The organism is Xenorhabdus sp. PB61.4 (assembly GCF_963894935.1).
GTDB lineage: Bacteria > Pseudomonadota > Gammaproteobacteria > Enterobacterales > Enterobacteriaceae > Xenorhabdus > Xenorhabdus stockiae.
The window spans coordinates 1-15,180 of the sequence record NZ_CAWQJR010000112.1 but is presented as its reverse complement, the minus strand read 5'-3'; the positions used below and the strand labels follow the sequence as shown (position 1 = coordinate 15,180).

The following is a 15,180-nucleotide window of genomic DNA, read 5'->3' as shown; positions in this document are numbered from 1 at the left end:
ATGTTTTTTATTCCTGTTGCTGTAACAACTGTAGCAAATTGTTTTCACCATGAAGATGTAACGCCCCGACCGCCACGACATATTTTCCTGAAGGTAAGGTACGCAACTGCGTGTTCCATTGGTAGTTACGTTCAGTCATCAGGGTTTGGTAAATAGCGTCGCAGAAAGTTTGTGGCAATACCGGGTTTTTCTGGTCTGATTTGTAATTCATCCACCAGCCAATCATAGTTTGCAAAGCTCGGGCATTAGTATGCCAGTGAGCAAGAGTATCTTCTAATAGAGAAAGGCCACCATTGGGCAACTCGGTAAGCAAATTGATCTGCTTATCAGTTCCTTCCAGCTCGATGATATCTTTATCAATGGCTTTTGCGCTGTTTAGTAATTGATAATCAATCCCATATTGAGGACTCATTCCCAAATATTTAGCCTGAGCAGCCTGAAGGATCAGGGCAACCTGCCAGAAAGGCAGCCGATCCAGCAATTCTATCGGCTGATGGATCTCATGACAGTATTGCTGTAGAAACGAAAAGTATTCAGATGATAAACGTTGTGACAGCCCGGCCTGCTCGGGGAGTATTTGCTGAAATGGCGACCCTGACTGGGTAATATCTGCCTCAACAATTAAAGAATTGCATTGTTCCAGTTGTTCCAGCAATACTTCAGAAAGTGGATACATATTTTCTGTACCCATATGGATACTGCCAACAATATGTAATTGTCTGTTCTCAGGCAGAGTGACATCATAAGCAGGATAGGGGTAATTTCGTTGGGAATTTAGTCCTAATACATTACTGAGATAGGTCATAAGTTTTCCCATTTCACAACTCCGTTAATGGACGTAAATTAATATGCTAATGTATTAAAGGTTAACAGGAAAGTGTGAAAAAGTGCGAAATCCATAGGGTATGTATGATAAGTAGAAAGCTAAACTTCCTTGTTTAGCTTTCCGGAGCTTAGATCAGTTAATCTTTCGTTTTAAAGCGTAATAATCGGTTAGCGTGACTGACTACGGTAATAGAAGAGAGAGCCATGGCGGCACTGGCAATCACCGGATTTAATAATGTACCGGTGAAAGGGTAGAGGATACCGGCTGCAATCGGGATCCCCAGCGTATTATAGATAAATGCCCCGAACAGGTTCTGTTTCATATTACGTAATGTCCCTTTAGATAATTCAGCGGCATCGGCAACTCCATGCAGGCTGTGGCGCATCAGGGTAATTGATGCTGTTTCAATAGCAATATCACTGCCGCTTCCCATTGCAATACCTACATCGGCTTGTGCTAATGCCGGAGCATCATTAATTCCGTCACCAATCATCGCTACTTTTCTGCCCTCAGATTGTAAGGCCTGAATAGTTGCTGCTTTACCATCAGGCAAGACACCCGCAATAACCCGATCAATGCCCGCTTCTTTGGCTATAGCATGAGCCGTTGCCGGATGATCTCCCGTCAGCATCACTAAATGATACCCCTGATTATGCAGGCGTTGCAGGGCCGAGATTGTATCCTGACGCAGTGGATCACGTATTGAAAACAGGGCTGCTATTTTACCGTCAACAGCCAGAAGAACAGGAGTAATACCTTTTTCCGCCTGTTGTGCCACTTGCTGTTTTAATGTGGTTGTTTCAACCTGATTTTGTTCAAGTAGGCTCAGATTACCTAACAGCAGTGTCGTGTTACCAATATTGCCGCTAATCCCTGTGCCTGCCAGAGTGCGAAACTGCGTGACGTCAGGTAATTGTTTACTCTCTATTTTTCTGTCTTCAGCTTTCAGGAGAATTGCTTTTGCTAAAGGATGGTTTGAACCGCTTTCCAGCGCACCTGCCCACAGTAATACCTGTTCTTCCGTGTAGCCGTTGAAAGTATGAATTTCCGTAACCTGCGGCATACCTTCTGTCAGGGTTCCGGTTTTATCAAAAACAAGGGTATCGAGTTGACTGGCCTGTTGCAGGGCATCAGCATCGCGTATTAATACGCCTAATTCAGCAGCCCTTCCGACTCCTGAAATAATAGACATTGGAGTTGCCAGACCAAGCGCACAAGGGCAGGCAATAATCAGTACCGTTGTGATAATGACCAGTGCGTACATGATTTGTGGAGCCGGGCCGGCAAAATACCAGATAGCACCGGCAACCAATGCAATAACAACGACGAAAGGGACAAATATTGAGGATATTTTATCCACCAGTTGACCGATTTCCGGTTTACTGCTTTGTGCCTGACGTACCAGATTGATAATTCTGGCTAAAGTGGTTTGGCTGCCTACGGCTGAAGCTTTGAACAGTACCGTTCCGTCCTGCACGACTGTCCCGGCATGAACTGTATCACCGAGTGTTTTTTGCTGAGGAATAGCTTCTCCCGTCAGCATCGCTTCATCCAGCCAGACTGTGCCCTGAATGATCTCTCCATCAACAGGAACCCTATCACCCGTTACCAGCCGTAATGTCATATCGGGTTCAACATCAGCCAGCGGTAATGATACTTCGCCTTCTGATGTGATGACTCGAGCTGTTGGAGGCGTTAAATCCAACAGTCGCTCAAGTGCTTGTGAAGAGCGCTGGCGTGCTCGCTGTTCTAAGGCATGACCAAGATTAATTAAGCCGATAATGATAGCGCTGGCTTCATAATAAATATGGCGCGCCTGAGGTGGAAAAATATCCGGCCATAAGTTGACGCTGATGGAATATAGCCATGCAGCCCCTGTTCCCAGTGCAACTAATGTATCCATTGTCGCGCTGCCATTTTTCAGGCTTTGCCAGGCGTTGCGATAAAAATGCCCGCCAGCAAATACCATGACGGCAAGAGTCACCAGACCAATGCTCAGCCAGATGGTATGATTTTCCGGTGTGAGCATCATATTGTCGCCTATCATGCCCCAAATCATAACCGGAACCCCGACAATCAGAGCAAGGGCTGATTGCCAGCGGAAACGGCGCATATTGGCTTGTGCAATTTGTTGCTGTCGTTCCCGGCGTTCAGTTTCATCCAGAATGATTTCAGCGCCATAACCGGCTTTGATAACCGCATCGACTAAAGCCTCGGAGGAGGCGGATCCTGTGACCAGAGCACTTCTTTCCGCCAGATTGACTCTGGCATTTTTAACACCCTCAACAGATTGCAGGGCTTTTTGTACTTTACTGACACAACTAGCACAGCTCATGCCATCCAGCAGAAGCTGAATGCTGTCGTCGCTGTTATGAGGAGCACCAGAGCCAGTTTTTTTATCAGATTTTGCGTTCCGAATAGAGGTAGGGTCTGTTGCCGCTGGCAAAAATTCTGGTTCAGGTGTTGTCAGCGGCTCATTTTTTGGGAGATGCGCACTCATGGCTGATTCAGCATGATAGCCTGCTTGTTTCACTGCGCTAATTAAGGCATTTTCGTCAGCCTTGCCGTAAATTCTGGCTGTTTGCTTATCGACTTCAGTAGCAACAACACCTTCCACTGATTCCAGGGCTTTCTGGGTTTTGCCGACACACTTCATACAACTTAATCCGGAAAGTTGTAACTCAACATCGGGGCGATCTGCGATTGAAGCCTGATAATTAGCATCACGGATAGCCGCTATCAAAGCATCAGGTGTTATATTGCTGATAACTTTGGCGTATTCAGGAGTGACCTCGGCTTGTTCAACTCCGGGTAGATGCTCCAACGCTTTTTTGACCCTGCTGACACAGTGCATACAGGTTAAGCCCTGAAGTGCAAGAATGGTTGTTGTAGACATAGTAAAATCTCCTGAAACAGAGTGATATACCCCGCGATGCAACTCGAAATCCATTGGGTATATACTTACTATTATTATTGGGGATAGCTCGTTATCTGTTTAGGCTAAACCTTCCTGCAAGGGGAAGGTCAAGGGGGAATGATGAATATCAGTGAAATTGCCCAGAAAACGGGCTTAACCAGCAAAGCTATCAGGTTCTATGAAGAAAAAGATTTGATTACAGCGCCGGGGCGGGAAGAGAATGGCTACCGTTTTTATCAACAGAAGCATATTGATGAATTAATCCTTTTACGGCAGGCGAGGGAGGTGGGGTTTACTCTGGAAGAGTGCCGGGAATTATTACGGTTATTTCATAATCCTAATCGCCATAGTATTGATGTTAAGGCCGCAACATTGCAAAAAGTAGCTGAAATAGAAAAAACGATCGCAGAATTACAGAATATCAGGAAAAAGTTATTAACACTGGCGGCTGAATGTCCGGGAGATGATGGCGCAGAATGCCCCATCATTGAACAACTATCTGGTATGTGTGCAAAACATGGTTGATGATATCAGCTTAATTGTCAGAAGCTGAAAATATTTTATATCCAGAGTCGCTTAACCTGATTGCATATGCTCTCCCAGTCAGGTGTTTGTAAATATTTATCCACTTCAGCTTCAAGGATTTTGATATCTTGCCAGTTGTCTATATCGAACGGTTTACTAAGCATAAAATTCGCGCGTAAATAATTGTTGCCAAGAATTTTTTTTGCCTGAAATTCTGCCATTTTAGCTGTCGTTTCAAATATGAGCATCAACAGAGCCGCCGGTGGTATCTCATCTTTGTTTCCCCACCGCAGAGGCCAAAACCAATTATTTGCTCCCCAGCTTAACGGTGCGAAGTTGTCGAAATTGATCGAAGTCACTCCGTTAGACATATCTCCGGTACCTACTGATAGTATGCGGATGTCAGTTGGGCCAGAAACTCCCTTCAGGGATAATGCTTCGGTAAGTGCTGTCATGGACGGATTATTGGCAAAAACCCCACCATCAACGAAATAGCCAAAATCCGTGCTACTCACCTGAATACGATGTGGCGGGAAGAACGTTGGAGCCGCGGATGTCGCCATTGCTGCATCAAGCATGGAGATATTACGAAAGGGATTTTCTGGCAGGTTGGAAAATGTGCACGGTAGCCAGGATTGATTGTTTTCGTTCCAAAGCTGGGCCGCATTAATCGCTATAAAATGTCCTGAACTGGATAGTTGTGCATCTGAAAAAAATTCCTGTAGAATTTTTTTCAGGCCATCGCTGTAATATCTTGCGCCCATAGCACCGGGTCTTCCAATAGATTCATCATTTTGAGCGGAAAACCCTCTGGCCCTGCTTATATTTTGTAATGATATTTCATTCGAGACAAAATGCTGAATACCATCATTTCTGCACCGGTCAATCATTTTCGAAAGAGTGATATCTTGTGGCATACCTTGTGATGATATTCCTTCTGTGGATATCCCGGAAAACCTACTGTTTTTTTTAGTAATTTTAAATTGCCTATCGAGATCCTGGATAAGTTTGGTGACCTGCAAATCACAAATTCCAGTCCTGTATTTATTTTGTAAGAAACTATGGACTTTGAAAATATTAGCCCCCTCCTTTTTGTATAAATCAACCATTTTTGAGATAGGGACACCGTGTGCCATGCCCAGTGCTAATAAGCCTCCTGTGGATGTTCCGGCAAATCCATTGGTTCTTTTAATAATCTGAAATTTCTTATCGAGATCTTCGATAAGTCTGGCGGTCAGCAAACCACGAATTCCGCCGCCATCGCAGCAAATAATTTTAAAAGTCATGATTAAATCCCTATCCGGTTTTCTCAGAACTGGGTATTCGATTAATTTTAATTTTCGCTACATTGAAATATTTTTATCTTGACTATTTGTTTCGAAGTGGAGCTGTCATTTCTGCTGTTCTTTTCAGAAGAAACGTACTTCCGGTCAGAGCTTAGGTGTGCTTGTTTGCTGGGGTTATGTGGCTTTGATATAACGATAAATGAATGATAATTCAGTTGCCTGTAACATATTGTAAACAGAAATTACTAAACTCCAGTCAATGGCCGTTTTCAACGTTTTCCACTGGATCCATCGTTTGGTTTCATTAAAGGTTAAATATGGCTGGCGTAGCCAGCCTGTATTAGGGAGTGTCGTTGATGAATGAGGGCAATTTATACACTTCGTCTTTCAAGCTACCTCTTATACCGGCTTAACCTTCAGTGTGATCCCGTCGACGGCGATGATTTCAACTTCTGTATTGGCAGTGAGTTCATGGTCACAGTGAATGCGCCAGCTACCATCAGCCAGTTTGATTCGTCCATAGCCATTTTCAGTATCTGTCGTTAAGCGGGCGTGTTGCCCGATTAATTGCTGATTTTTCTGATTGAGCCTCTCATCACTACTTTTCTGCGGGTGGCGGCGCAACCAGGCCCGCCACGCGATAGCAGAAAGTAATGTTAATAAGGCAAACAGTATGCCTTGCAGCTCCCAGCTCATTGAGGGAAAAATCCATGTGATCAGGGCGACAATGACCGCTGCAATCCCTGTCCACAGCAAATATCCCCCCGTACCCAGCAATTCAGCAATTAACAGTAATCCACCAAAACAGAGCCAGAACCAGACCGGTTGAGTGGCTATCTGTTCAATCATAGTTAGTTATCCTGTCTATCCTTCTTACTTTCGTTAATCAGCTCAGCAATACCGCCGATAGCACCCATCAGATTGCTGGCATCCAGCGGCATCATAATGACTTTGCTATTATCTGCTGCACCGATACTGGTAAGTGCATCCGTATATTTCTGGGCGACGAAGTAGTTAATCGCCTGCATATTGCCGTCAGCAATCGCGTCAGAAACCATTTTTGTTGCTCTTGCTTCAGCTTCTGCGGCACGTTCACGGGCTTCTGCCTGTAAGAATGCTGACTGGCGTTCACCTTCTGCTTTCAGGATCTGAGACTGTTTTTCCCCTTCGGCTTTCAGAATTGCGGCCTGACGAACCCCTTCAGCTTCCAGAATATCTGCACGTTTGGTACGTTCAGCTTTCATCTGGGCATTCATTGCAGAGATCAATTCTTTCGGTGGACGCACATCACGGATCTCGATACGGGTAATTTTCACCCCCCACGGGTTAGTCGCTTCATCGACGATGGTCAGCAGGCGGCTGTTAATTAAATCGCGCTGTGACAGCATTTCGTCCAGTTCCATTGAACCCAGAACGGTACGGAAGTTAGTCATAGTCAGGTTGATAATAGACAGCTCAAGGTTACTGACTTCATAGGCAGCACGTACCGGATCGACAACCTGAATAAAGCAGACAGCATCAATAGTGACATTGGCGTTATCGCGGGAAATCACCTCTTGCGATGGAATATCCAGTACCTGTTCCATCATATTGATTCTACGACCCACGCGATCAATAAACGGAACCAGAATATGCAACCCAGGTGTTAAGGTGCGTGTATAGCGACCGAAACGTTCTACGGTCCACTGATATCCTTGTGGAACGGTTTTAACACAGGTAAAGACGATAACGACCGCAATAATAATCAGAATGGGCACAGCCCCGAGAGAAAGTAAATCCATAACAATTCCTTTATTAGTTAATCATGGAATACATAAATGCGCTTAATTAATAGAGTAAAGAGTATACATGACGACGATATTTGGATGCCAGTGCATCTCCGGTACCGAGCGCGGTGATAATATCCATTAGTATTTTTTTCACTTCACCATTGCCAGCAGAGAGATCCTTTTTCAGAAAACCGAACAATAATTCAAGCGCTTCTTCATTACGTCCGACTTCATGTAATTTAGACGCCAATTGAAGCGCAAGTTCCGCATTTTCCGGCTGAGACGCCATTTCCAGCAAAAGTTGCCTGATTTCAGGAGAATCCGCTGCTTGTTTGTGTGATTCAATGGTAGCCAGTAAATCATGATAACGTTGGTCTTGCTCTTCTGATGGAATAGTTTCCAGTACTTTTTGCGCTTCTTCCACATGATTGAATGAAATATGAACTTCAGCCAAAAATAAGCTGAGTTCCGTATCCTGCGGATCTTCCTGATGAGCTTCTTTCAGTAAAGCCAGCGCTTCCTGATTTTTTCCTTCAACAAGTAATTCACTTGCCTGTTCCAGCGGGGACTTTCCTGACAGTGGCAGAATTTGGGCAAACATCTTTCTGATATTCTCGTCGGTTTGCATCCCTTCAAAGCCGTGGAAAGGGCGGGCTTCACGTACAAAAAGTACGGTTGGTACAGTCCGCACACCGAATTGTGCCGAGATATGGCCCAGTTGGTCACAATCGACTTTCGCCAGAATAAATTGACCGGCATATTCATGGGCGAGTTTATCGAGGGTGGACTCTAATTCATGACAATGCAGATCCTGAGGGGACCAGAAATAGAATACAACAAGTGTGGTTAGAGACTGTTGAACAACCTGAGCGATATTTGCTTCATTAATGCGAACAATCTGAGCAGTGTTGCTGTTAGTATTCATTGTTGGTTCCATGGGTTCTCTCTCGTTATAAGGGCATTCATTAAAGTATACATAGGGCTGGCTTGCCGGTTTTTCAATCTGATGACTAATGCGAAGATACGATTTTATCGATTAATCTTGCTGGCAGAAGGCGACGCAGAACAGTAACAGCATGAGATATTAGCGTCACAGGATAGCGTAACTTAGGGTTAGGGCTTTCCAGTGCATGGATTAATTTTTCCACAACATCTTCAGGCGTCATCGTTAAACGGCGAGCCATTGCCGAGTTTTCGACGGGGTTATCAATCTCGGTCTGAGCAACATTTTCTGTGAAACGCGTTTTAATCGGTCCCGGCTGTATCAGACTGACTTTTATTCCACTTCCTGCTAATTCCATTCTCAGAGCATCAGACCAGGCTTCAAGCGCATATTTACTGGCAGAATAGGCACCACGTCCCGGCGTGGCAATTAACCCCAGCACAGAGCTGGTCTGGATGATCCGCCCTTCACCATTCGCCCGGATTGCGGGTAGAAGCAGGCATGTCAGCTGATGGGTGCCAAAGAAGTTGGTGGAAAATTGTTTTTCCATCTGTTCACGGGAAATACCCGCCAACGGGCCATAAACGCCAAAACCACCATTATTGAATAATCCGAACAAACGACCATTTGTTAACTCAATAACTTGCTCAGCAGCTTTCTTAACACTTTCCTGATCATCTAAATCCAGTTCGATGGGTTCTAAACCTAATTCGCGCATATGTACTAAATCAGCAGGTTTACGGCAAGCAGCCAAAACGCGATAGCCACGTTGATGAAGCGTTTTGGCTGCGGTTAATCCGATACCACTGGAGCATCCCGTAATAAGAATGGCTTTTTGCATAACTTTACCTGTCAATTTACAACAATTTACTGGCATAAATGATTTACTATTAATAAGTGAACATTTTTACTTATGGATAATATATGCCGATAGTTTTCTGGACATCCAATCTGCAATAAAGGGTTGTGCGGCCTGATTGGGGTGCAACCCGTCATCTTGCATCCATTCTGGTTTGATAGCAACTTGCTCCATAAAAAAGGGCAATAAAGGGATATCATTATTTTTTGATAAAGCAGGGTAAATTCCGGCAAAAGATTCGGTGTAACGTTTCCCATAATTGGGCGGAATGCGGATTTGCATTAAGAGCGGCTGAGCTTTGGCCTGTTTGATTAATGAAATGACTTTTTGCAGATCCTGTTCTATTTGCCGAACCGGAAAACCACGTAGCCCATCGTTAGCCCCGAGTTCTATTAAAACCCATTTGGGTTTGTGTTGTTTCAGTAATTCAGGCAGGCGTTCAAAACCTTGTGCTGCGGTATTCGCGCTGATACTACCATTAATGATATTCACTTTATTACCGGATTGATGCCACTGGTTTGCCATAAGAACAGGCCACGACTGCTCAACCGGCAAGCGATAACCTGCACTGAGGCTGTCTCCTAATATCAGCAGAGTATCAGCCGCCATTGCTCTGGCACTGCATAGCATTAACAATAAAAGGAAAAATACATGGCTGTAGAGTGTGCTCTTGAAGTTCATAATCTCATTAAATATGTTGGTGAAGGGGAACAGGTAATTAATATATTGCAAGGTGTTGAGCTGCTTGTCGAGCCAGCGCAGACAATTGCATTAATTGGTGAATCAGGTTCAGGGAAATCGACCCTTTTGGGTATTATTGCTGGTTTGGATGACGGCAGTTCAGGTGAAGTTCATCTGCTGGGACAGAATATCAGCCGTATGAATGAGGAACAGCGGGCGCAGCTACGGGCAGAAAATATCGGTTTTGTTTTCCAGTCGTTTATGTTGATCCCCACTTTGAATGCACTGGAGAATGTCCAGCTTCCCGCACTTCTGCGCGGAGAATCAGAAAGTCAGAGTCGTCAGCAGGCTATAGAATTACTGGAGCAGCTAGGTTTGGGCAAACGCCTGAAACACATGCCGGCCCAGCTTTCAGGCGGGGAGCAGCAGCGCGTTGCATTAGCCAGAGCGTTCAGTACCCGTCCTAAAATTTTGTTTGCAGATGAGCCGACAGGCAATCTTGATCGTCAGACAGGTGAGCGTATTGCGGATCTCCTGTTTTCACTCAACCATGATTATGCGACCACACTGATTTTGGTCACTCACGATAGCCAGCTTGCTGCCCGCTGCCAGCGGCGCTTACGTCTGGCAGACGGAAAATTGCAGGAGGAAGCATGATCTGGCGCTGGTTCTGGCGTGAGTGGCGTACTCCGTCGCTGTTGATTGTCTGGTTATCGCTGACGCTGGCTGTGGCTTGTGTCTTGGCGCTGGGGCGTATTGGTGATCGTATTGATCAGAGTGTTCATTATCAGAGCCGCGATTTTCTGGCAGGCGATCTGGTATTACGGGCGTCATATCCTGTTGATCCATCCTGGCTGCAACTGGCACAGAAAAAGGGGCTGACACTCAGCCGACAGCTCTCATTTTCAACGATGACTTATGCGGGAGACGTTCCACAACTAACGGATGTAAAAGCCGCCGATAAACATTATCCGTTGTATGGTGAACTGGAAACCAGCCCTCCGGGGTTGAAGCCGGAAAAAGGTTCAGTTCTGGTTGCCCCGCGTTTGCTGGCGTTATTACATATCAAAGTGGGAGATAGCCTTGAAGTTGGTGATACCACACTGAAGATCAGTGGAGAACTTTTGCAGGAGCCGGATAGTGGTTTCAATCCGTTCCAGCTCTCTCCCCGGATCTTAATCAATATCGATGATGCGCAAGCGACGGGTGCTATTCAGCCGGGAAGCCGTCTGACTTATCGTTACATGTTTGCTGGTTCACCAGATGCGATTCAGTCATTCCAACAATTAATTGACCCTGAATTAAAAGCGGATCAACGCTGGCTAACATTGAAACAGGATAATGGCGCGCTGGCAAAATCCATCGAACGCGCCCAGCAATTCCTGTTGTTATCAGCCTTGCTGACATTATTGCTGGCTGTCGCTGCCGTTGCGGTTTCTATGACGCATTATTGCCGCAGCCGCCATAATCTGGTTGCGATACTGAAAACGCTGGGGGCCGGGCGTTGGGCACTACGCAAATGGATCATCGGGCAGTGGTTGGTGATATTACTTGCGGCAACTGTTGTTGGTTCCGTATTGGGGCTGGTTTTTGAAGCTGCCCTGATCCGGGTACTGGCTGCGATGTTACCTAAAATGTTGCCGGAAGCAGGGATGTGGCCGTGGGTATGGGCGATTGGTGCTCTGTTCAGTATTGCTCTGCTGGTGGGGATCCGTCCTTACCGCCAGTTGATGGCAACCCAGCCCTCCAGAGTATTGAGAAGTGGTGTTTCTGCCAGTATCTGGCCACTACGCTATTACTTGCCTGTAGTCGCTCTGCTTATTGCAGGAGGATTAGTACTGTTAGCAGGGACTGAACCACTATTATGGTCATTACTGGCGGGGGTCCCTGTTGTAGCACTTTTATTAGGTGGATTAGGCTGGAGCGGCCTGTGGTTACTGCGCCGTATCACATTTCGCCAGCTGAGCCTGCGTCTGGCTGTGAGCAGGCTGTTATGCCGGCCATTCCAGACAATGACTCAGCTGGCCGCATTTTCACTCTCTTTCATGCTACTGGCATTGCTGGTGATGGTGAGAGGAGATTTACTGAACCAGTGGCAGCAACAGTTACCGCCGGATAGCCCGAATTATTTCCTGATCAATATGACTCAACCACAACTCACATCAGTGGATGAGCTGTTGGCACAATATGACGTTAAGCCAACGGAATTTTATCCGGTGGTACTGGCGCGTCTGACAGAAATTAATGGGCGGTCTGCGATTGAATGGGCTGACAAAGTGCATCCTAAGAGCACGACGGTGCGGCGTGAACTTAACTTAACATGGAAAAAAGAATTACCGCCGTTCAATACCCTTGTTGAAGGTAACTGGCCGCCGCAATCAAAGGAAGTTTCCCTTGAGCAGGGAGTTGCGGATCGGTTGCAGATTAAAATCGGCGATAAACTGACTTTCACCGGTGACACCAGAACTTTTGACGTCACTGTCAGCAGCATTCGCAAAGTAGACTGGGAAAGTCTGCATCCGAACTTTTTCTTTATTTTTGATAAAGAAACACTGGCACAGCAGCCTCAGACATGGCTGACCAGCTTCCACTATGTCGGAAACGGGAAATTACTGACAGAAATTAATCGCCATTTCCCAACGATCAGCATGCTGGATATTGGTTCTATGGTTAAGCAGATCCAAGGTATCTTGCAGCAGGTTAGCCGGGCACTGGAAATCATGGTTGTGCTGGTAATGATATGTGGAGGGTTACTCTTATTGGCACAAATTCAGGTCGGTATGAGCCAGAGGCAGCTTGAGCTGGTGGTTTATCGCACACTGGGAGCCAGTAAGAAACTATTGCGGCGTACATTATGGAGTGAATTCTCCTTGCTTGGTTTTATGGCTGGTCTGGCGGCGGCATTTGGGGCTGAAATCGCCCTTTGGCTGTTACAGACACAAGTTTTTGAATTTCCGTGGCAGCCACAGTGGTTGATGTGGCTTCTGTTGCCGGTTATCAGCAGCCTGTTACTTTCACTTTGCGGGGGTTGGCTGGGAGTGCGGCTGTTGCGCAGGCAGGCGCAATACCGGCGTCTACCGGAATAAATAAAACGTTTCTGTTCTATTCACTTTTAACACATTACCGATAATGGGAAGCTTTGGCTTCCCATGTTTCAGAACAGTAAATTTCCGGGTGATTCAGGCAATCCTATTCAGTTTTAACTGAAGCGCCTTTTATTTTATGGCTGGGTGGTTTCATCACCATTGTTACGGTTAACACAGCAAAAACAGGGAAAGCAATGATGAGGAAAGCCCAGGTAAAACTACCGGAATAATCTTTAATAGCTCCAGCGAAGAAAGGTGCCAAACAAGCCAGTGTAGAAATCAGATTCATAATCGAGAATAGTTCCAGATAAGGCTTACGACCAAAATAATTGGCGAGCAATACACTGGAAGCAAGAAAAGTCATGCCGTATCCCATACCGACGAACAGCGTAAATGCAATCAGGAATGGCCATGAAGAGGCAATACTCAGGGCGATTAAGCCAAGGATAATGATAGTCAGGCTACCAAGCAGTAATTTTTTCGGCTCAAGCCATTCCCCGACAGCACCTCCGGCCAGTCTTGAGAACGCATTGATAAAAGCCATGGAGCTTAGTAATCCTGCGGCAATGGCTTCATTGAAACCATTTTCAATAATATGGGCTACAGCGAAACTATTAACCGTAATACCACACCACAAAAATGCCGTGTAGGTGGCCGCAATAACATAAAACTGCCATGTCCGTAGTGCCTGATGGGCTGTCCAGAACTGTTGGGTGCGATATATACTGGATGAGTTTTCCCTATTATTTTTTTGGCTGACTGCCTTAGCGTGGGCAATTTCCTTTTCCCCTTCCCGAAGGGTGAAAATAGTCACGATAACAAAAACAGTGAGCACTATGGCGGAGATCATCCAGTGCATTCGCCAAGTTCCCCAGACCCGGGTTGCCAGAAAATAGATCCACGGACCAATCACGCCGCCCAGCCCGCCAATTGTAAAATAGAACCCGAAAGCCAGAGACTGTTTTTCATATAATCGTGAAATCACATAGGTGCCGGGTACAGTGGCCAGAAAGGTAAAACCGACACCAATTAAAGCCGTTCCAATGAAATATGATGCAATAGCATGGGTATGATAGAGGTTGTAGAAGCCAGCCAGAAAAATTAGTAACCCAATAAAGAGTGTGAACCGAACACCAGCCCTGCGAATAAACACGGTTGGCAGGAAACTGGATAGCCCGCAGGTTAGGCCAAGCAGTGTGAACCCTAAACCGGCATCAGTCCAGCTCCAGCCCAGTTCATTAATCATACTGGGAAGGACTACACCCAATGACGTAAAGGTTGTTGCTGTGGATAGAAAATAGACCATGCCTAAAAGTATCAGCAAAAACCACTGATAAGTACGCCCGAATTTGTCGTATTGAGTGGACATTATGACCCCATCAAGGATATGAACCGTTAAAAACAGCACTATTTTAAGTGGTTATCAGGAAAAACTGTATCGAATAAACACACCATAGCTCAATTGGTTAGTACGAAAATAAGATGTATCCTTGATTTTGTATTTATTTTTGACTGGGTTGAGGAAAAAAATGCCTATAGATGACTGGCCTGATACTCTAGTTTTTTTCCCCAAGGAGTCATGCAATTTTGGTTGAAAGTTAAACACTTTTGAAGTAAAGACTGCTATCAATTGATGGAGAATTGACGAAATTAACGAATTACACTTAACTTTTTTCATTATCTTACGGAAAATTACATAATTTTCGCTGTCATCAATTAAATTAACGTTACAATCAAAAAAAGTGCTAGTGTTAAAACCAGCACTTTTATAAGGAGAAATGAATGGAAGAGGAGATATAGTATTAAAATCTGATTTTTATTTCATGGAAGAATTAGTATTTCCTACCATCATTACATAATAGATAATATATTAACCTGTGATTTATTGCAGAATAATCTAGCTACGTCGTCATCATGATTTTGGGTTCTATTTGTTTTCTGGATCATTATTATCCTCTAAAATTAGAGTGGATACGTTCAGATCTGTGCATGTTACGGTAATTTTATTAAAATTAAATTTTGCTAATATAAGGAGGTCAGAAATATTTTTTCCTCTAGGTGTATTAATCCCTACTTCTTTTGATAGACTCATAATAGAATCTGGATAATTACTTAAAGTAAATGTGGGATATTCATAATTATTTTTATAAATGATTTTACCAACATATCCAGTATAGGTTCCATTCTTGCCATTAGGACATCCAGCATAAGCTGAACTAATTGACCAAGTTATTAAAAAAACAATAATCATGAGTGGATTTATGTATTTCATGATGTTACCTCTATCT

13 protein-coding genes are annotated in these 15,180 nt (G+C 44.9%); 3 read left to right on the top strand and 10 right to left on the bottom strand.

What is annotated here, in order from left to right:
* Nucleotides 1-7 precede the first annotated feature (7 nt).
* Nucleotides 8-817, bottom strand: a complete 810-nt coding sequence (locus AACX68_RS06415; protein WP_228857798.1) for a TraB/GumN family protein — start codon at nt 815-817, stop codon at nt 8-10.
* A gap of 145 nt (nt 818-962) precedes the next feature.
* Entirely contained in the window at nt 963-3,722 is a 2,760-nt protein-coding gene (copA, locus tag AACX68_RS06410) for a copper-exporting P-type ATPase CopA (protein ID WP_228857797.1), read from the bottom strand.
* Between the two features lie 141 nt (nt 3,723-3,863).
* Here copA and cueR point away from each other — a divergent pair, with 141 nt between their 5' ends.
* Nucleotides 3,864-4,268: a Cu(I)-responsive transcriptional regulator gene (cueR, locus tag AACX68_RS06405; protein WP_228857796.1), complete on the top strand. Its 405-nt coding sequence runs from the start codon at nt 3,864-3,866 to the stop codon at nt 4,266-4,268.
* A 35-nt stretch (nt 4,269-4,303) separates the two neighbouring features.
* Here the strand turns inward: cueR and AACX68_RS06400 are convergent, their stop codons facing one another.
* The 6 genes from AACX68_RS06400 to tesA form a co-directional block, all read right to left on the bottom strand.
* Nucleotides 4,304-5,554 (bottom strand): patatin-like phospholipase family protein, encoded by a 1,251-nt coding sequence (locus AACX68_RS06400; RefSeq protein ID WP_228857795.1) that lies wholly within the window; start codon nt 5,552-5,554, stop codon nt 4,304-4,306.
* A 399-nt stretch (nt 5,555-5,953) separates the two neighbouring features.
* Nucleotides 5,954-6,403, bottom strand: coding sequence for an NfeD family protein (locus AACX68_RS06395; RefSeq protein ID WP_099123925.1), 450 nt, complete (start codon nt 6,401-6,403; stop codon nt 5,954-5,956).
* Between the two features lie 2 nt (nt 6,404-6,405).
* Nucleotides 6,406-7,335 (bottom strand): SPFH domain-containing protein, encoded by a 930-nt coding sequence (locus AACX68_RS06390; protein WP_099111347.1) that lies wholly within the window; start codon nt 7,333-7,335, stop codon nt 6,406-6,408.
* Between the two features lie 46 nt (nt 7,336-7,381).
* A complete protein-coding gene (locus AACX68_RS06385; protein ID WP_304957232.1) occupies nt 7,382-8,260 on the bottom strand; it encodes a co-chaperone YbbN in 879 nt (292 codons plus the stop codon).
* Between the two features lie 73 nt (nt 8,261-8,333).
* The gene (locus AACX68_RS06380; protein ID WP_228857793.1) at nt 8,334-9,107 is read right to left on the bottom strand and encodes an SDR family oxidoreductase; all 774 of its coding nucleotides are present in this window, start codon (nt 9,105-9,107) and stop codon (nt 8,334-8,336) included.
* Between the two features lie 66 nt (nt 9,108-9,173).
* Nucleotides 9,174-9,806: a multifunctional acyl-CoA thioesterase I/protease I/lysophospholipase L1 gene (gene tesA / locus AACX68_RS06375; protein WP_228857792.1), complete on the bottom strand. Its 633-nt coding sequence runs from the start codon at nt 9,804-9,806 to the stop codon at nt 9,174-9,176.
* Here tesA and ybbA point away from each other — a divergent pair.
* Entirely contained in the window at nt 9,777-10,463 is a 687-nt protein-coding gene (gene ybbA / locus AACX68_RS06370; RefSeq protein ID WP_228857791.1) for a putative ABC transporter ATP-binding protein YbbA, read from the top strand. The two genes, tesA and ybbA, sit on opposite strands and share 30 nt — an antisense overlap.
* On the top strand, nt 10,460-12,892 hold the full coding sequence (ybbP, locus tag AACX68_RS06365) for a putative ABC transporter permease subunit YbbP (RefSeq protein WP_228857790.1): 2,433 nt from the start codon (nt 10,460-10,462) through the stop codon (nt 12,890-12,892). The genes ybbA and ybbP overlap by 4 nt, the downstream gene beginning before the upstream one ends.
* Before the next feature lie 103 nt (nt 12,893-12,995).
* On the opposite strand, the gene AACX68_RS06360 is transcribed toward ybbP, so the two are convergent.
* Both AACX68_RS06360 and AACX68_RS06355 read right to left on the bottom strand, forming a co-directional pair.
* Nucleotides 12,996-14,261 carry an MFS transporter gene (locus AACX68_RS06360; RefSeq protein WP_228857789.1) on the bottom strand — a complete coding sequence of 422 codons (1,266 nt, stop codon included), beginning with the start codon at nt 14,259-14,261 and terminating at the stop codon, nt 12,996-12,998.
* A 558-nt stretch (nt 14,262-14,819) separates the two neighbouring features.
* The coding region (locus AACX68_RS06355; RefSeq protein WP_228857788.1) for a hypothetical protein at nt 14,820-15,180 on the bottom strand (361 nt) is incomplete at its 5' end.